Here is a 17,094-nt window from a genome sequence, read left to right as displayed (position 1 = left end):
CAAAATTCCGTGCGGCAGCAGATGCTGAATCTGAATCAAGCCAGAGGGTAGGCAGAGCGGGCTCCTTGCCATCAAGCCTTCAGCCCAACACGTATGATGAAGCACCACTGCACAAGTTGCATGCTGTATTGCCGCTTGTGACGTATTGAACACGGAAAGCACCATGACTGAACTCACCCATTTCGACGCCCAGGGCCAGGCCCATATGGTCGATGTAGGCGCCAAGCCTAACACCCACCGCATCGCGATCGCGGAGGGCTTTATCACCATGCAGCCAGCCACTTTGGACATCATTGCCGCGGGCACCGCGAAAAAAGGCGATGTGCTGGGTATTGCACGCATTGCCGGCATCATGGCGGCGAAGAAGACCAGTGAGCTGATACCGCTGTGCCACCCGATTGCGCTGACCAAGGTGGCAGTGGATTTTGCGTTGTTACCCGAAAAGAATGCCGTGCGCTGCGAAGTCAGAACGGAAACTGTTGGGCCCACTGGCGTGGAGATGGAAGCCTTGACCGCAGTTCAGGTCGCACTGCTGACTGTTTATGACATGTGCAAGGCGGTGGATAAGGGGATGGTGATCGGGGAGGTGGGCTTGCGGGAGAAGCGGGGGGGGAAATCAGAAGATTATTTCGCAGCAAGCCAACCGTAGAGAAGGGCATTACTTCAAGACATATTATCCAAAGTCAATATGGCAGACTATTAGAAAAATATCAAGAGTCGGCAAACCCATCCACGGGCAAAGAATCCATCCACTGACCTTTTTTATCAAAAATTATAATCCAGTCTAGATTCTTTGACGATACCAAAGGCAGGTAGACACGTTCCGTATTTTGCAGAAAATCAGACCCCCGCAGCTCCCGCACTTGTACCTGTTGCTTGCTGCCTAATGTCGCTAATGAGCGCAGACGCGACTGCAGCTTTGTGTCATCCCAGCTCCATGCAGTCCAGGTTTCGGTACGCATCGCAGGGGAGACACCTTGCAATGACAAGTCCAGACTTTCTAATTTCCCATCACCTTGAACCCGCAAATTGGCCTTATGCCAATCCAAACCGAAGAGCGGCAATGCGGGAATTTTGGTTAAATCATTTTCCCCAGTTACCAACTCATTGCGGGTAACCACGACGACCCGATCCTCTTCGAAAACAAAGGCAACGGGCCTAGCCATATACAAAGCATGCAAACCATAGCCCAATGCGGCCAGCTGGATAGCAGCTACGACGCCGAGATCGAGCACTAGCTCACGCCTGGATTTTTTGGGAGAAGCCATGACCAAGGTCAGCAATGGACCACAGACGACATCTACTGCCAGCATCAACCCATAAATACGGGCAACACCCAGCATTTGGCTGGTTGGATGGGGGTACCAAAGCATGAACACCAAAGCAGCCGCAGCACCAGCAAACAATAAAGAGACTGCCAAGTGCTTTGCAGCCCACGCCAAGGCAAACTTACCTCTCAGGGCATAACTCATTATCAACGGCACTCAGTAGGTGCTAATTTAGCGGGCAAGGTGGCAATAGTCGCTGGCGGGGTAAATCCATACAGCTGCGCACGCGTTCCTGCACCAGAGCCGGCAGCAGATGTACAAAGCCAGTCCAAGGTACCCTCGGGATTAGTCAAAGAAAAATAAGTAGGCAAAGTCACTGCCGCACCTTTTCCATCTCGAAACTGCGGACTAAACACCAACGACTTCTCTGCCGCATTGGATGAAACGCCAGGAGTAAAAATCACTGTTATTTCACCGAATTCATTATTAATCAAAATAGATTTGATGTATTTGCTACTTCTGCCCATGCCCCCCATGCTTTCATTCCATGCTTTCGCAGTCAATTCAAGGGATGATTCATTATCCATTCCATTCGTGCTTAGCTCTTGCTTAGCATCAGCAACAAGGGCAAGACCTTCTGAAATCCGCGCACGTGAAATGTAGTCTTGATATGCAGGCAGAGCGATAGAGGCCAAAAGACCCACAATAGCCACCACTATCATAACCTCTAACAAGGTGAAGCCATTTCTATGCCGAATCATTTAAACACCTGCAGAAATAAAAAAAGGGGGCAAACGCCCCCTTACTTTCAATGACTACTATTAACGGCACTCAGCGGGAGCAAACTTGGCTGGCAAAGTACCCTTATCAACCGTCATCTTACGAACGGTAGCCGTTTCGTTGGTGGTAGAAGAGCATGCCCAGTCAATATTACCTGACTCAGTACCGGAAAAAACGTCGGCAAGCTGGGAAAAGGCTTTGCCATCCAACTTAACAAAAGGGGTCAACAAGATGGAAGCATCCTCAGGAATAGGGCCCACTGTAGTCTTGATGTATTGCACAGTGATAATACCGGTGGCATCTGCGATTTTAACATCCTTTACATACTTGGAGCTCGCACCCGTATTACCTTGTTGCTCATTCCAAGTCTTGGCGGCAACCACCAAATCATCTTTAGTAGCAGTTTCATTCACCATCGCCTTAGCGCCAGATGCCAAGGTCAGACCTTCAGTCACACGCGTACGCACGGTGTAGTCTTGGTAAGCAGGCAGTGCCACAGCAGCCAAAATACCGATAATCGCCACAACGATCATCAGTTCGATCAGGGTAAAACCCTTTTGCATCTTACGCAGCATGTTGAATCCTCTCTATGTAACCAGTGATTAGGTAGCCTTGTCGAGCGACTTGGCGTGCATCACTTATTGCAAGTGCTGTGCCAACTTTTGGCACCTATGCATTTCGCGGCCTGCGCTGACAAAAATGCGGCGTTTTGTTAACTTATTGTGCAAGACGTTCATAAATGTCATCAACCCAAGATTTCTGCCATTTTTGTCATCTACTGCAGGACTGTGCAAGCTATGCGCATGGGAAGCAGAAACAGAAACGGCACCCGAGGGTGCCGCTGCGCCTATGTAGGCCCTGTCTATGGAAGCCCAAGACCCAGAGCCCTAAGTCCAAAACTCATAAGCCATCCCCGCCAGCTCAATCCGATCCCCCTTGTGCATCGACAGCCCCGCGCCATTGAGCGCCTGGCCATTGAGCACCACATCGGCCGAACCATCGACCTTGGTGGCGATATAGCCCTTGCCGCGCTTGGTCAGCGCAGCGACGGCGATCCCGGGGCGGCCGACGGTGGTGACAACCTTGGAGAGGATGATGTCTTCGCTGGCGCCGCTGACGGCGCGCAGGTAGGGGCTGGGGGTGTAGGGCTGCTCTTCGGCAGGGGGGAAGTCGGCGGGGACCGTGGGGCTGTCTTCGCCGTGGTCGGCGTGGGCGGGCTTGGCGGTCAGGCTGCCGGCTTCGCTGGCATGCATGTAGTGGCTTTCGGGCACGAGAGAGTTCATCAAAAAGCGGATGCGGCATTTGCCGATGTCCAGCAGATCGCCGCTTTGCAGCACCTGGCGGCGCACCTTCAAGCCGTTGACCTTGGTGCCATTGGTGCTGCCCAGGTCTTCGACGACGACGATGCCGATCTTCTTGTCATAGGTGAACACCACATGCTCGCCGCTGACCGCCATGTCGGTCAGCACGATGTCGTTGGTGGAACGGCGCCCCAGGGTGGCCCTGGACTCCGTCAGCATGTAGTCCTGGATCACCACTCCATCTAATGAAACTATGAGTCTTGGCATATTGATAAACCTCGTCACGATTATATGCACATAAGCTATACAAATGACTTTTTCGATACGCGGTTGACAAAGGATCACGATGTGTTGGGTGCTACCGGATTTTGGTTACGGGTTTACCCTTGATCCCCCTTGATGACTGATGCTGATCAATGCGTTGGCTGCTGCAGGCGCTCTCTCCCCTTGAAGAAGCACCATCTCTGCAGCCCGGCGCAGAAATGCAAAAAGCGCCCGAAGGCGCTTTGTGTTGGGGTGAGAGGATCAGCCGCTCAGTGTGCGGGCGCGGTATTGCGCTTTTGCAGCCACAGACCCAGGCCCACCACCAGCGCGGCGCCAGCGGCAGCTGCCAGGTAGTGCAGCGCAGGGTTAGCCTCGACAAAGCCGTGCAGCAGCTTGTCGTTCATGATGGTCTCACCGCCTACCCAGCCGATCAGGCCAGCGCCCAGAATGACGATGACCGGGAAGCGTTCCATCAGCTTGATCATCAAGGTCGAACCAAAGATCACCAGCGGGATCGAAATCGCCAAGCCCAGGATCAGCAGCAGCATATTGCCGCCAGCAGCAGCAGCCACGGCAATCACGTTGTCCAGGCTCATCACCAGGTCGGCGATCAGGATGGTGCGAATGGCCGCCATCATTGTGCCGGTGCCCTTGCCCGCGCCCTCTTCTTCGTCGTGGCTGGTGAGCAGCTGCAGGCCAATCCACAGCAGCAGGCAGCCGCCGACGATCTGCAAGAAGGACAGCTCCAAGAGCTTGGCCGCCACCACGGTCAGCAAGATGCGCAGCACCACGGCGGCGCCGGAGCCAAACATGATGGCTTTTCTTTGTTGTTCAGGCGGCAGAGAGCGCGCAGCGAGCGCGATGACAACGGCGTTGTCGCCCGAGAGAATGATGTTGATCCAGATGATCTTGACCAGCCCGATCCAGAAGTCGGGATGATTGACGTAATCCATGTTGCGCTCCGTAGTTATGAATAAAGACGCCAGACCTGAACGATCTGGCGTCTTCTTTTTATGGAGTACGCAGTTTAGCGGGGCACGCAGCCCCTGGCATGCGTAATTTTGCTTACTTCAGCAGGCCTTGCAGCAGGCGGCCCATTTCGGATGGGTTGCGGGTGATGGTGAAACCGCACTCTTCCATGATGGCCAGCTTGGCATCTGCCGTGTCGGCGCCGCCGGAGATCAGCGCGCCAGCGTGGCCCATGCGCTTGCCGGGAGGGGCAGTCACACCAGCGATGAAGCCCACCACAGGCTTCTTCATGTTGGCCTTGCACCAGAGAGCGGCTTCCGCTTCGTCTGGACCGCCGATTTCGCCGATCATGATCACAGCGTCGGTGTTCGGGTCGTCGTTGAACGCCTTCATCACGTCGATGTGCTTCAGACCATTGATGGGGTCGCCACCGATACCGACAGCCGAAGACTGGCCAATGCCCAGTTCGGTCAGCTGTGCCACAGCTTCATAGGTCAGCGTGCCCGAACGGCTCACCACGCCGATGCGGCCTGGCTTGTGGATGTGACCGGGCATGATGCCGATCTTGATTTCACCGGGTGTGATCAGACCGGGGCAGTTGGGGCCCAGCAGCAAGGTCTTCTTGCCGCCAGCCGCTTCCTTGGCCTTCATCTTGTTGCGCACTTCCAGCATGTCGCGCACGGGGATGCCTTCGGTGATGCAGATGGCCAGGTCCAGGTCGGCTTCCACCGCTTCCCAGATGGCAGCAGCAGCGCCAGCGGGTGGCACATAGATCACGGACACGGTAGCACCGGTGTCCTTGGCAGCGTCCTTGACCGAACCGTAGATGGGGATGTCGAAAATCTTTTCGCCAGCCTTCTTGGGGTTCACGCCTGCGACGAAGCAGTTCTTGCCGTTCGCGTATTCCTGGCACTTTTCAGTGTGGAATTGGCCGGTCTTGCCCGTGATGCCTTGGGTAATGACTTTGGTGTCTTTATTGATATAGATAGACATGTGTGTTCTCCAGGGCTTACTTCACTGCGGCAACGATCTTGGTGGCGGCTTCGGCCATGGTGTCGGCCGAGATGATGGGCAGGCCCGATTCGGCCAGCATCTTCTTGCCCAGCTCTTCGTTGGTACCCTTCATGCGCACCACCAGTGGCACGCTCAGGTTCACCGCCTTGCAAGCGGTGATCACTCCGGTAGCGATGGTGTCGCACTTCATGATGCCGCCGAAGATGTTGACCAGAATGCCCTTGACCTTGGGGTTCTTGAGCATGATCTTGAAGGCTTCGGTGACCTTCTCGGGGGTGGCACCGCCGCCCACGTCCAGGAAGTTGGCAGGCTCGCCGCCGAACAGCTTGATGGTGTCCATCGTGGCCATGGCCAGGCCAGCGCCGTTCACCAGGCAGCCAATGTTGCCGTCCAGGCTGATGTAGGCCAGGTCGAACTTCGAAGCTTCCACTTCAGCAGGATCCTCTTCGTCCAGATCGCGCAGGGCCACCAGTTCTGGGTGACGGAACAGCGCGTTGGGGTCGAAGTTGAACTTGGAGTCCAGTGCAATCACGTTGCCCTTGGAGTCACGGTTGAGCGGGTTGATTTCAACCAGCGATGCGTCCGTGTCCATGTAGCACTTGTACAGCTTTTGGCAGATATCGATGAACTGGGCCACCGAATCAGCAGGCATGCCGATACCCTTGGCCAGCTCTTCACCATTGGCTTGCGTGAAGCCAGCAATGGGGTCGACCAGGACGGTGATGATCTTCTCGGGAGTGCTGTGCGCCACTTCCTCGATGTCCATACCGCCTTCGCTCGAAGCGATGAAGGCCACCTTCTGCGTGCCACGGTCGGTCACGGCAGACAGGTAGTATTCCTGCTGGATGTCGGCACCGTCTTCGATGTACAGGCGGCGCACCTTCTGGCCTTCAGGGCCGGTCTGGTGGGTCACCAGCTGCATGCCGAGGATTTGCTCGGACAGCGCCTTCACGTCGTCGATGGTCTTGGCAACCTTCACGCCACCGCCCTTACCGCGGCCACCTGCGTGAATCTGGGCCTTCACCACCCACACGGGGCCGCCCAGCTTCTGTGCTGCTTCCACTGCTTCTTGCACAGTGAAGGCGGGGATACCGCGCGGAACGGGCACGCCGAACTGACGCAAGATTTCCTTGCCTTGGTATTCATGAATTTTCATGATGTCTCTCAGTAAAACAAAATGGGAAAAAACCCGGCGGCCGAGCGCGCAGAACAAAGAACTCGCAAACAAGGCAGAAGGCCTGGCAGTCCGCGAATTTACCATGCTGCACTGCGCCATGGGGGGCAGCGCCTGCAGGAGCCCCAATGCGCTTCCGGGGTTTGTCGGCCGCCGGAATGCATATAGCTATTATTTGTATAGCTAACCAGCCATGTTGGGCAGTCGTCTCCGTGCACCAGGTCTGTCAGCCAAGGCAGTCAATGCCTGTCGGAGGCCTGCGTAAAAGTTGTCGATAAATACCCGAGCAGTGCAGGATTTTTGGCACAGCGGCTAGGGGCTGACACATTTTTGCGCTAGTGCGCACTGCGCTTTGGGCCAGCACCGGGCCATCACAGGCCCCAAAACAGCATGTCCGGCGCATCGCGCAAGCCCTTGTCAGAACGGACTGCAAATTTGCCGTCCTCCTGCACGCATTGCGCCGCTTTGTATGACAATAAGCACTTTCCCGAACCCCAAGCGCCCGCAGCCCCGCAGGCGCCAACCCGCAGCAGGAGTGATGGCAATGGCAAAAGTGTTTATCGACGGCGAAGCTGGCACCACCGGTTTGCAGATTCGCGAACGCCTGGTGGATATGCCCGGCGTGGAGTTGGTAAGCATTGCGCCCGAGCTGCGCAAGGACCCAGAGGCCAAACGCGCGCTGATCGCTGGCGTGGACCTGGTCATCCTCTGCCTGCACGACGATGCCGCCAAGGACACCACGGCCATGGTCGATGCCATCGAGCAGGAAACCGGCCGCAGCATCCGCATCATCGATGCCTCCACCGCCCACCGCGTCAACGACCAGTGGGTCTATGGCTTCCCCGAGCTGAGCGCGGGCCAGAAAAGCGCCGTGCAAGCAGCCAAGCGCGTCTCCAACCCTGGCTGCTATGCCACTGGCGCCATCGCCATCCTGCGCCCGCTGATCGATGCCGGCCTGGTTCCCGCCGATGCCGCGCTGGCACTGCCTTCGGTGTCCGGCTACTCGGGCGGCGGCCGCCAGATGATGGAAGCCTATGAGGCCGGCGGTGCCGCGCCTTATGAGGCCTATGCACTGGGCCTGACGCACAAGCACATCCCCGAAATCCTGAAATACACCGGCCTGACCCGCCGCCCGGTGTTCATCCCTGCGGTCGGCAACTTTGCCCAGGGCATGCTGGTGCAGCTGCCGCTGCACCTCGATGAGTTGCCCGGCAAGCCGCTCTTGAGCGATCTGCATGGCGCCCTGGCCGCCCACTACGCCAAGACAAACCAGGACGAACAATGGGTGCAGGTGCTGCCGCCCACCAACGACAACAAGCTGGCCGCCGATACCTTGGCAAGCACCAACAAGCTGGAAATCCGCGTGTTCGGCAACGAGCAGCTGCGCCAGGCCGTGGTCATCGCCCGCCTGGACAACCTGGGCAAGGGCGCCAGCGGCGCTGCGGTGCAAAACCTCAAGCTGATGCTGAACCTGTAAATTCAGCCCTCACCCTCCGCCAGAAAAGCCGCTCGCCAGCGGCTTTTTTCATGCGCGCGGGGTGTGCAACACCATCGACATTGGCCGACACCGCCCCAGGCATTCTCTGCCTAACATGGGTCCAAACTACAGCCATAACACGATGAGACAACGCCCCACACGCCCGCTGCGCCAGCTTGGCGCTGTCTGGCCTTGGGCGCTGCTGCTTTGTGCAGCCGCCCAGGCCCAAAACGCCAACCCCCAACAAGGCGAGCAGATCGCCAACAACGGCCTGCCGCCCAGCGTGGCCTCCTGCGCCAGCTGCCATGGGTCCAAAGGCCAGGGCATGGCTGCCTTCCCGCCACTGGCCGGCCAGGGTGCCAGCTATCTGCGCTCGCAGTTGGATGCCTTTGCCGATGGCGCGCGTGGCAACCCCATCATGGCGCCCATCGCCAAGGGTTTGACGCCGCAGCAGCGCGCCGATGTTGCCACTTACTTTGCCAGTCTGCCATCGGGCATTGCCGCCTCGCCGGGCCAGGCCGATGCCAAGGACAAGGGTGCCTGGCTGGTGGAGCGTGGCCGCATGCAAGATGGCATACCTGCTTGCAGCAGCTGCCATGGGCCTGGTGGCGCTGGCGTGGGTGCGCATTTCCCCGCCATTGCCAAGCTCAGCGCCAGCTATATGCAAGAGCAGATTGATGCCTGGAAAAAAGGCAGCCGCCCGCCCGGGCCGCTGGGCCTCATGGAAGGCATTGCCAAAAAGCTCAGCAGCGATGATGTCAACGCCATCGCCCAGTACTACGCCGGCGCCTCGGGCGCCGCCAAGCCTTGAGCGGAGAATCCCATGGAATACCAGCGCCCCAACCATGTGGAAACGCCCGAGGAGCAGGCCCGCGTCCAGCACAGCGAGTGGCATTACCTCAAGATCTTTGTGGTGGTGGTTGTCGCCATCGTGCTCGTGGCCGCCATCAGCTTTGGCGTGCAGGTGAGCAAGAGCATGGGCGAGCTGGCCCATGAGCGGCCCGCCGCAGCGCCCGCCCAGACCGCGCAAAAAACAGCAGCACCCGCCACCCCCAGCCCCGCACCCGCTACCGCCGCATCGGATGCAGCCCAACCAGCCCCAGCAGCTGCCACCGCCAGCGCAGCCAAAGCGCCAGCTGCTGCCAGCACTACCGCCTTTGCCCCGCCCGCCGCCGATGCGATTCCCGAAGGCCCGATGGGCGATGTGGTCCGCCGGGGCGAGCAGATCTTTCTGCACACCAGCACACAGGCCAAGGCCTTTGTCGGCAATACGCTCAACTGCGTCAACTGCCACCTGGATGCAGGGCGCGCCGCCCACTCCGCACCGCTGTGGGGCGCCTACACGCAATACCCGGCCTACCGCAGCAAGACCAAGAGCGTGGACACCTTCTCCGAACGCCTGCGCGGCTGCTTCATGTACAGCATGAACGGCAAGGCCCCGCCCCATGGCGATGAGGTGTTGGTAGCACTGGAGGCCTATGCCTACTGGATGTCCAAGGGCGCGCCAGTGGGGGAGAAGCTGCCCGGCGCCGGCTACCCCAAGGTGGCCAAACCCGCCCAGGTGCCCGACTATGCGCGCGGCCAGAAGGTGTTCAACGCCCAGTGCGCGCTGTGCCATGGCGATGACGGCCAGGGCCAGCGCAGCGGCGATGTGCAGGTCTTCCCTCCCCTCTGGGGCAAGCATTCGTACAACTGGGGCGCCGGCATGCATGAGGTGGACAAGGCCACCGGCTTTATCAAGGCCAATATGCCGCTTGGCAAAGGCAATACGCTCAGCGACCAGGACGCCTGGGATGTGGCGACCTACATCAACAGCCACGAGCGCCCGCAGGACCCGCGCTTTACCGGCAATATTGCAGATACGCGAAAGCGCTTCCACGACAGCGAGTTCTCGCTCTACGGCCAGACCGTCAACGGCCAGCAACTGGGCCGGGGCGCCCCATAAAAAAACTGCCAACGCCGCCCCTGTAGAGGGCATGCGTTGGCAGCTTTGCTATCGGTCCAATCAGGTGCCAGGCGCTATGCCACCAGGCACCTGCCGGTGATCAGCGCTCCACCGTGCGGTTCCAGCGCTTGTTCCACTCGGGGCGGTCGGCGTTGACCACATCCCAGTCCACGGCCACGGCGTTCTTCAAGATGGCGTTCATCTTGTTCTGCTCTTCGGCCGGCTTGCCTTGCAGCTTGGTCTTGGGGTTCACGGGGTTGTAGCTGCCGTTTTCCATCGCCAGCGCCTGGGCTTCCGGGCTCACCAGGTACTCCACCAGCTTTTGCGCCAGCTCGGACTCGGGGTTGTTGTTGAGCACGCACATGGCGGTCATCAGCACAACAGCGCCTTCCTTGGGCGCCACATATTCCATCGGGATGCCCTTGGACTTCATCAGCTCGGCCTGCGTCAGGGTGTAGGGGAAGATGGCTGCATCACCGGCCTGCATCATCTCCACCACCTTGGACGAATTGGGGATGTACTCCACCACATTCGGGCCAATGGTCGTCGGCCAGGCCTTGAAGGCCGGGTCCACGTTCTTTTCGTTGCCGCCCTTGAGGCGGTTGAACATCAAAAAGGCATGCAGGCCAAAGGACGAGGCCGGCATCGACTGCACCACCACCTTGCCCTTGAGCTTGGGGTCGGCCAGGTCGTTCCAGGAAGTGGGTGCAGCCCAGCCCTTTTCGGCAAACATCTTGGTGTTGTAGGCCAGGCCGGTCAGGCCCATCGACAGGCCGATCGCGCTGTCCTTGATCTTGGCGATGTCCGGGATCTCGCTGTAGCCGGCAGCGGGCTTGAGCTTTTCGCACAGGCCCATGCTGATGGCGCGGTACATCACGCCGTCATCCAGGGTCATGACCTGCATCTGGGCCTTGTCCTTGGAAGCCTGGGCCTTGGCCAGGATATCGGTCGAGGTTCCCGGCACCACCACCACCTTGACGTTGTTGGCCTTCTCGAACGCGGGGAACACGAACTGCGAGTAGGTGCGCTCCATGTTGCCGCCATTCATGCCGATGTAGATGGTTTTGGTCTGTGCCTGCACCGCGCTGGCCGCAGCCACCACAGAGGCCATCAGGGCGATGGCGCGCACAGGAGTTTTGAGGGTCGTCGTCCAAGAAGACATGTGGATTCCTTTCAGGTTGAACATGCGAGGTCGGTAAATCGGTCTATACGGAAAGCATCGATCGGTGTGCTGCTGCGGCCCTGGGCAATCAGCTCGGCCATCACATCGCCCACGCCCGGCCCGAGCTGGAAGCCACCGCCGGCAAAACCAAAGGCATGGTAGAGACCGGCCAGGCGGCTGCTGGCGCTGATGATGGGTTCGTGGTCGGGCAAGGCGCCTTCGTTGCCGCTCCAGGTGCGGATCAGCTGGGCGTTCTTCAACTGGGGAAGCAGCTCCACCAGCTGCGGCAGCTGCGCCCAGACGGTGGTGTGGCGGTTGCGCGCGCGGGTGTCGTCCAGCACCAGGCCAGGCCCGCCACCAAACACCACATTGCCCCGGCGCACCTGGCGGCAGTAGATGCTGCCGCCCTCCACGCCCAGGCTCCAGTGCAAAAAGAAGGGCAAGGGCTCGGTCACGCCCATGGCCGGCGGCCGGATGCGCATGGGCACCGGCTCGCCGCATTGCTCGGCAAACTGGCCGGCCCAGGCGCCTGCGGCGTTGACCACCACATTCGCGCGGATCTCCATCTCGGGCGTGCGCACCACAAAGCGCTGGCCATTGTGCGCCACATCCAGCACCGGGCTGTGCTCGAACACCTGGGCCCCGGCCCGCGCGGCCGCCGTGGCAAAGGCCGGCGACAGCAGGCGCGGATTGGCCTGGCCATCATCGGGGCAGAACGAGCCGCCCACGACCTTGGCGCCGCCGACCGGAAAGCGCTTGTGCAGCTCCGCGCCATCGAGCAGCTGCAGGTCCAGCCCACAGTCGCGCGTCTTCTCGGCATAGCGCACTAACGATTCCATATCCGCCTGCGAGCGGGCAATCTTGAAGTGGCCCGAGCGCTCGTACTCGGCCTCGGTGCCAATCAACTCGGTCAGGCGCCCCCAGTGCTGATGAGAGCGTTGCGACAGCGGCAGCATCGCCAGCGACCGTCCCTGGCGGCGCACACCACCAAAGTTGACGCCGCTCGAGCGCGAGCCGCACAGATCGCGCTCGACCACCACCACCTGGATGCCGCGTTTGCGCAAGAACAGCGCCGTGCTCGCGCCCATGATGCCGCCACCAATCACCACCACCTCGGTGGCCAGTTGCTTAACCATGGCTGGCCTCCTGGTCCGTGCTGACCACGGTCATGTCCAGCGGCAGGGGCTTGATCGGCGCCTGGCCCCGGATGCGGCCTATCTGCGCCACCGGCACCTTCAAGGTGTCGGCCAGGATCTCGGTCGCAGCCACACCGCACATGCGGCCCTGGCAGCGGCCCATGCCAACCCGGCACAGCGCCTTGATGCGGTTGATATCGCCCTGCGGCTGGGTGGCAGCGGTAGCGCGCAGCTCAGCCGCCGTGATGTTTTCGCAGCGGCAGACCACCAGCGCATCGGGCGCACGCGCCGCCCAGTCGTCGGGAAAGGGAAACGCCACCTCCAGCGCCTGGCGGAACTGCTGCGTCTTGTCCAGCTGCTGGCGCAGCTTGGCCTGGCGCGCTGCATCGGTTGCAATGCCCCGGTCCTGCAGCAAAGCCAGTGCGGCCAGCTCGCCCGACATCTCGGCCGCGTCAGCCCCCATGATGCCGGCGCCATCGCCCGCCAAATAGACGCCGGGCACGCTGCTGCGCCGGTCGGCATCGATCTGCGGCACATAACAGCGGTGCAAGGGGGCAAAGGCGAACTCGCAGCCCAGCAGATCGGCCAGCTGCGTCTCGGGCCGCAGCGCATAGCCCAGGCCGATGGCGCTGCAGGCGGTGTGCTGTTCGGCGCCCTGTGCATCCTTCCACACGAGGGCCTGCACGCGGTCTGCGCCTTCGGCGCGCAGCAGCTGCACGCCATGGTGCACCGGCACATCGTGGAACATCAGCCAGCTCAAAAAATACACGCCCTTGGCCGCCACCGCCGGCTGGGCCAGCATGGCGGGTGCCGCCTTGTAGCGCTGCACCGCCGGGGCCGTATCCAGCACTGCCAGCACCCGGCCACCGGCCTTGGCGTACTGGTAGGCCACCAGATACAGCAAGGGGCCGGTGCCGGCAAACACCACCGCGTCACCAATCGCACAGCCCTGGTACTTCAAGGCCACCTGGGCGCCTCCCAAGGTGTAGACACCCGGCAGGGTCCAGCCGGGCAAAGGCAGCACCCGGTCGGTGGCGCCGGTGGCGACGATCAGATCGCGCCAGCGCAGGGTATTGGCTGTGCGCTGCGCCGTGTGCAGCAGGTCCAGGCTGTGGCCCTGGGCGTTCCAGACGAGCGTATCGGGCCGGTAGTCCAGCTGCGGGCGCAGGCGGTCAAAGGTCTGGTGCAGGTCGCTGGCGCGGCCAGCCTCAAAGCCATACAGATCCTTGGGCGTGCGGCCAAAGCCATCGGGCTGGCGGCGGTAGATCTGGCCTCCGGCCTGGGGTGCCTCGTCAATGACCACCGGGCGCAGGCCATGGGCCAGCAGGGTTTGCGCGGCGCGGATGCCGGCGGGCCCGGCACCCACGATGACGGGCGGGCCGTCAGCGGGCCGGGGATCGTCCAGGTAGAAATCGCTGCCGATCATGGTTGCACCTGGCTGGCATTGGTGGCATTGGCAGCGGCCACGGCCTCTGCCGTGGTGCAGATCTGCATGCCCGCCTGCAGCAAGGTCGAGCAGGCGCGCAGCTTGCGGCCGGCCTGCTCACCACCCAGCGTGACCCAGCAGTCCTGGCAGGCGCCCATCATGCAAAAGCCCGCGCGCGGGGTGTGGGCAAACTCATGGCTGCGCAGCTGGGCCGACTGGGTCAGCACGGCAGTCAGCACCGTGTCGCCCTGCAGCGCCTGGGCCGGCTGGCCGTTGAGCACGAAGTGCAGCGGCGCGCGGCCCTGCTCCTTGAGGCGCACCAGCTGGCCGGCCGGCAAAAGGGGAGTAGCGTGTGCCATCAGTGCTTGCCGATCAGGATGCGGTCCAGGCCATAGACCTTGTCGAGCAAGAGCATCAGCCCCAGCGTGATGAAAACGATCAGCGCCGACACCGCTGCCATCATCGGGTCCAGCGACTCGGTGGCATACATGTACATGCGCACCGGCAAGGTCACCGTGCTGGGCGAGACCACAAAGATCGACATGGTCAGCTCGTCAAAGCTGTTGATGAAGGCCAGCAGCCAGCCGCCGGTGATGCCGGGCAGAATCATCGGCAAGGTGATGCGCTGGAACACCTTGGCATTGCTCGCGCCCAGCGAGTAGGCGGCCTGCTCGGCGCTGCGGTCAAAGCCAATCAGCGCGGCCATCACCAGGCGCATGGTGTAGGGCATCACCACCAGCGCATGGGCAAAGATCAGCCAGCCAAAGCTGCCCTGGCCGCCCACCAGCGAGAACATGCGCAGCATCGCCACACCCAGCACCAGGTGAGGAATGATCAGCGGCGACAGGAACAGCGCCTGCAGCGCGCCACGGCCGGGGATCTCATAGCGCACCAGCGCAATGGCAGCGGGCACAGCCAGCGCCGTCGAGATGGAGGCGGCAGCCACCGCCAGGCCCAGGCTGTTCCAGAACGACTGGACAAAGTCGGCATGGTGCAGCACCTGCTCAAACCAGCGCAGCGAGAAGCTGGTGGTGGGCAGGGTCAGAGTCTCGGCCGGGGTGAAGGCCACCAGGCAGACGATCACCAGCGGCGCCAGCATGAAGATGATGACCAGCGCGTTGAAGATCAGGGCAATGGGTCCGTTTTTTTGCATGTCAGTTACCTCGCCTCTCAGCCCAGGGTCTTCTTGTAGCGGCCTTCAACCATGCGGTTCCAGCCCAGCATGATCACCAGGTTGGCGGCCAGCAGCACAAAGGCGATGGCCGCGCCCAGCGGCCAGTTCAGCTCGTGCAGGTACTCGTCATAGATCAGGGTGGCGACCATCTTGACCCGGCGCCCGCCCAGCAGGCCGGGAATCGCAAACGAGCTGGCAGCCAGGCCAAACACGATCAGGCTGCCCGAGAGAATGCCGGGCAGCACCTGCGGAAACACCACGCGGCGCAAGGTGGTGAAGTGCGAGGCACCCAGCGATAGCGAGGCGCTCTCGACCGAAGGATCGAGCTTTTGCAGCGAGGTCCAGACGGGGATCACCATGAAGGGCAGCATCACATGCACCAGTGCAATGACGATGGCCGTCTCGTTGTAGAGCAGCTTGACCGGGCCGATGCCCACCAGGCGGAAGATGTCATTGATCAGCCCTTCTGGGCCCAGCAGCATGCTCCAGCCAAAGGCCCGCACCACCACCGAAATCAGCAGCGGCGCCAGGATGATCAGCAAGAAGATGGAGCGCCAGGGCGCGCGCATCTTGCTCAGGATGTAGGCCTCGGGCGCGCCGATGGCGATGCAGATCAGGGTGACCAGGCCCGAGATCCACAAGGTACGCCAGAAGATCTCGTAGTAGTAGCTGTCGGTGACGATGTGCACATAGTGCTCAAACGTGAAGCTGCCCGCGACCGGGCCGGTGTCCACGTGGTAGGCATTGAAGGACAGGATGGTGGTCAGCAGCAGCGGCACGGCCAGCATCACCGCAAACAGCAGCAGCGCCGGAGCGCTCATGGCCCAGGGGGCCCAGGTGCGGCGCTCGCTCATGCGGCCACCCCGTCACCGGCGATCAGGCGCACATTGCGGTCGGACCAGTCGATGCCCACCTGGCTGCCCACCTGGTGGGGCGCCTCGCCATCGTTGGCTGCCGTCACGGTGATGCTGCCCAGCGGGCATTCCACGGTGTAGAGCCACAGGTTGCCCAGGAAGAAGCGCTCGCGCACGGTGCCCTGGGTGCGGCCGGCCGAGCTGGCCGACAGCTGGATTTTCTCGGGGCGCAGGCCCAGCAACAAACGCGTGCCGTGGCTGGCCGCAGCAGCCGGCACATCCTGCACCGCCATCTGCACATCGCCCACATGCGCCAGCCACTGGCCGCCCTGGGCATGCACGGTGGCCTGCAGCAGGTTGGCCTTGCCGACGAAGGTGGAGATAAAGGCGTTGTGCGGGTGTTCGTACACCGTGTGCGGCGTGTCCACCTGGGTGATACGGCCGGCCTCCATCACCACCACGCGGTCGCTGATCGACATCGCCTCGCTCTGGTCGTGCGTGACCATGATGGTGGTCGTGCCCACCTTGCGCTGGATCTCGCGCAGCTCGAACTGCATCTCCTCGCGCAGCTTGGCATCCAGGTTGGACAGCGGTTCATCGAGCAGCAGCACCGGTGGCTTGATAACCAGCGCCCGGGCCAGGGCCACGCGCTGGCGCTGGCCGCCCGAGAGTTCACGCGGGTAGCGGTCGGCATAGGGCCCCAGGTGCACCAGGGCCAGCGCTTCGCTGGCGCGCTCGCTGCGCTCGGGCTGCGCCACCTTGCGCATCTCCAGGCCAAACTCGACGTTCTCACGCACGGTCATGTGCGGGAACAGCGCATAGGTCTGGAACACGATGCCCAGGCCGCGCTCATTGGCCTTGGCGCGCGTGATGTCCTTGCCGTCGAGCTCAATACGGCCTTCGGTCACATCCACAAAGCCGGCAATCATCTGCAAGCTTGTGGTCTTGCCGCAGCCCGAGGGGCCGAGCAAGGAGACGAACTCGCCCTTTTGCACATCCAGGTTGAACTGGCTGACCACCCGGTTGGGGCCGTACTGTTTGGAGACGTTGTGGATACGCAGAAAACTCATGGAAATCACCTCGGTGGCACAGGGTTGCGGGGCCCGTCGGCCATGTCGCACGAATGAACGACATTTGCAACTATTTATCT

At 61.3% G+C, this 17,094-nt stretch carries 18 protein-coding genes; 4 read left to right on the top strand and 14 right to left on the bottom strand.

Features of this window, described 5'->3' with window-relative positions; all coding sequences use genetic code 11:
* The first annotated feature begins 163 nt into the window (after positions 1 to 163).
* Positions 164 to 649 (top strand): cyclic pyranopterin monophosphate synthase MoaC, encoded by a 486-nt coding sequence (gene moaC, locus DCO45_RS11985; RefSeq protein WP_116926066.1) that lies wholly within the window; start codon positions 164 to 166, stop codon positions 647 to 649.
* 61 nt (positions 650 to 710) lie between these two features.
* Here moaC and DCO45_RS11980 read toward each other — a convergent pair whose 3' ends face one another.
* The 7 genes from DCO45_RS11980 to sucC all read right to left on the bottom strand — a co-directional run bounded on the left by DCO45_RS11980 (position 711) and on the right by sucC (position 6,752).
* On the bottom strand, positions 711 to 1,472 hold the full coding sequence (locus DCO45_RS11980; RefSeq protein ID WP_116926065.1) for a fimb protein: 762 nt from the start codon (positions 1,470 to 1,472) through the stop codon (positions 711 to 713).
* Positions 1,473 to 1,474: 2 nt separating this feature from the next.
* Positions 1,475 to 2,029, bottom strand: coding sequence for a pilin (locus DCO45_RS11975; RefSeq protein WP_116926198.1), 555 nt, complete (start codon positions 2,027 to 2,029; stop codon positions 1,475 to 1,477).
* A gap of 60 nt (positions 2,030 to 2,089) precedes the next feature.
* Entirely contained in the window at positions 2,090 to 2,623 is a 534-nt protein-coding gene (locus tag DCO45_RS11970; RefSeq protein ID WP_116926064.1) for a pilin, read from the bottom strand.
* Positions 2,624 to 2,935: 312 nt separating this feature from the next.
* Complete coding sequence (locus DCO45_RS11965; protein ID WP_116926063.1) at positions 2,936 to 3,616, bottom strand: FHA domain-containing protein; 681 nt, start codon at positions 3,614 to 3,616, stop codon at positions 2,936 to 2,938.
* Between the two features lie 266 nt (positions 3,617 to 3,882).
* On the bottom strand, positions 3,883 to 4,566 hold the full coding sequence (locus tag DCO45_RS11960; RefSeq protein WP_116926062.1) for a TerC family protein: 684 nt from the start codon (positions 4,564 to 4,566) through the stop codon (positions 3,883 to 3,885).
* A gap of 112 nt (positions 4,567 to 4,678) precedes the next feature.
* Positions 4,679 to 5,575 (bottom strand): succinate--CoA ligase subunit alpha, encoded by an 897-nt coding sequence (sucD, locus tag DCO45_RS11955; protein WP_021026616.1) that lies wholly within the window; start codon positions 5,573 to 5,575, stop codon positions 4,679 to 4,681.
* 16 nt (positions 5,576 to 5,591) lie between these two features.
* Entirely contained in the window at positions 5,592 to 6,752 is a 1,161-nt protein-coding gene (gene sucC, locus DCO45_RS11950; protein WP_021026617.1) for an ADP-forming succinate--CoA ligase subunit beta, read from the bottom strand.
* 562 nt (positions 6,753 to 7,314) lie between these two features.
* Here sucC and argC point away from each other — a divergent pair.
* From argC to DCO45_RS11935, 3 genes are all read left to right on the top strand, one after another.
* Positions 7,315 to 8,247: an N-acetyl-gamma-glutamyl-phosphate reductase gene (gene argC / locus DCO45_RS11945; RefSeq protein WP_116926061.1), complete on the top strand. Its 933-nt coding sequence runs from the start codon at positions 7,315 to 7,317 to the stop codon at positions 8,245 to 8,247.
* Between the two features lie 142 nt (positions 8,248 to 8,389).
* Complete coding sequence (locus tag DCO45_RS11940; protein WP_116926060.1) at positions 8,390 to 9,058, top strand: c-type cytochrome; 669 nt, start codon at positions 8,390 to 8,392, stop codon at positions 9,056 to 9,058.
* Positions 9,059 to 9,070: 12 nt separating this feature from the next.
* Positions 9,071 to 10,192, top strand: a complete 1,122-nt coding sequence (locus DCO45_RS11935; protein WP_243419328.1) for a c-type cytochrome — start codon at positions 9,071 to 9,073, stop codon at positions 10,190 to 10,192.
* Between the two features lie 100 nt (positions 10,193 to 10,292).
* Here the strand turns inward: DCO45_RS11935 and DCO45_RS11930 are convergent, their stop codons facing one another.
* The 7 genes from DCO45_RS11930 to DCO45_RS11900 are packed head-to-tail and all read right to left on the bottom strand — an operon-like array spanning position 10,293 to position 17,014.
* On the bottom strand, positions 10,293 to 11,354 hold the full coding sequence (locus DCO45_RS11930; RefSeq protein ID WP_027010839.1) for an ABC transporter substrate-binding protein: 1,062 nt from the start codon (positions 11,352 to 11,354) through the stop codon (positions 10,293 to 10,295).
* 11 nt (positions 11,355 to 11,365) lie between these two features.
* Positions 11,366 to 12,490, bottom strand: a complete 1,125-nt coding sequence (locus DCO45_RS11925; protein WP_116926059.1) for an FAD-binding oxidoreductase — start codon at positions 12,488 to 12,490, stop codon at positions 11,366 to 11,368.
* Positions 12,483 to 13,916 carry an FAD/NAD(P)-binding oxidoreductase gene (locus tag DCO45_RS11920; RefSeq protein ID WP_116926058.1) on the bottom strand — a complete coding sequence of 478 codons (1,434 nt, stop codon included), beginning with the start codon at positions 13,914 to 13,916 and terminating at the stop codon, positions 12,483 to 12,485. Before DCO45_RS11920 ends, DCO45_RS11925 begins: the two co-directional genes overlap by 8 nt.
* Positions 13,913 to 14,275 carry a (2Fe-2S)-binding protein gene (locus tag DCO45_RS11915; protein WP_116926057.1) on the bottom strand — a complete coding sequence of 121 codons (363 nt, stop codon included), beginning with the start codon at positions 14,273 to 14,275 and terminating at the stop codon, positions 13,913 to 13,915. Before DCO45_RS11915 ends, DCO45_RS11920 begins: the two co-directional genes overlap by 4 nt.
* The gene (locus DCO45_RS11910) at positions 14,275 to 15,069 is read right to left on the bottom strand and encodes an ABC transporter permease (RefSeq protein ID WP_116926056.1); all 795 of its coding nucleotides are present in this window, start codon (positions 15,067 to 15,069) and stop codon (positions 14,275 to 14,277) included. Before DCO45_RS11910 ends, DCO45_RS11915 begins: the two co-directional genes overlap by 1 nt.
* A 17-nt stretch (positions 15,070 to 15,086) precedes the next feature.
* Positions 15,087 to 15,944, bottom strand: a complete 858-nt coding sequence (locus DCO45_RS11905; protein ID WP_116926055.1) for an ABC transporter permease — start codon at positions 15,942 to 15,944, stop codon at positions 15,087 to 15,089.
* Positions 15,941 to 17,014 (bottom strand): ABC transporter ATP-binding protein, encoded by a 1,074-nt coding sequence (locus tag DCO45_RS11900; protein ID WP_116926054.1) that lies wholly within the window; start codon positions 17,012 to 17,014, stop codon positions 15,941 to 15,943. The genes DCO45_RS11905 and DCO45_RS11900 overlap by 4 nt, the downstream gene beginning before the upstream one ends.
* Positions 17,015 to 17,094 lie beyond the last annotated feature (80 nt).

It is taken from the genome of Comamonas sp. JNW (assembly GCF_003105075.1).
In the GTDB taxonomy this organism is placed as follows: domain Bacteria; phylum Pseudomonadota; class Gammaproteobacteria; order Burkholderiales; family Burkholderiaceae_C; genus Comamonas; species Comamonas squillarum.
This window is presented reverse-complemented; position numbering and strand designations above follow the sequence as displayed.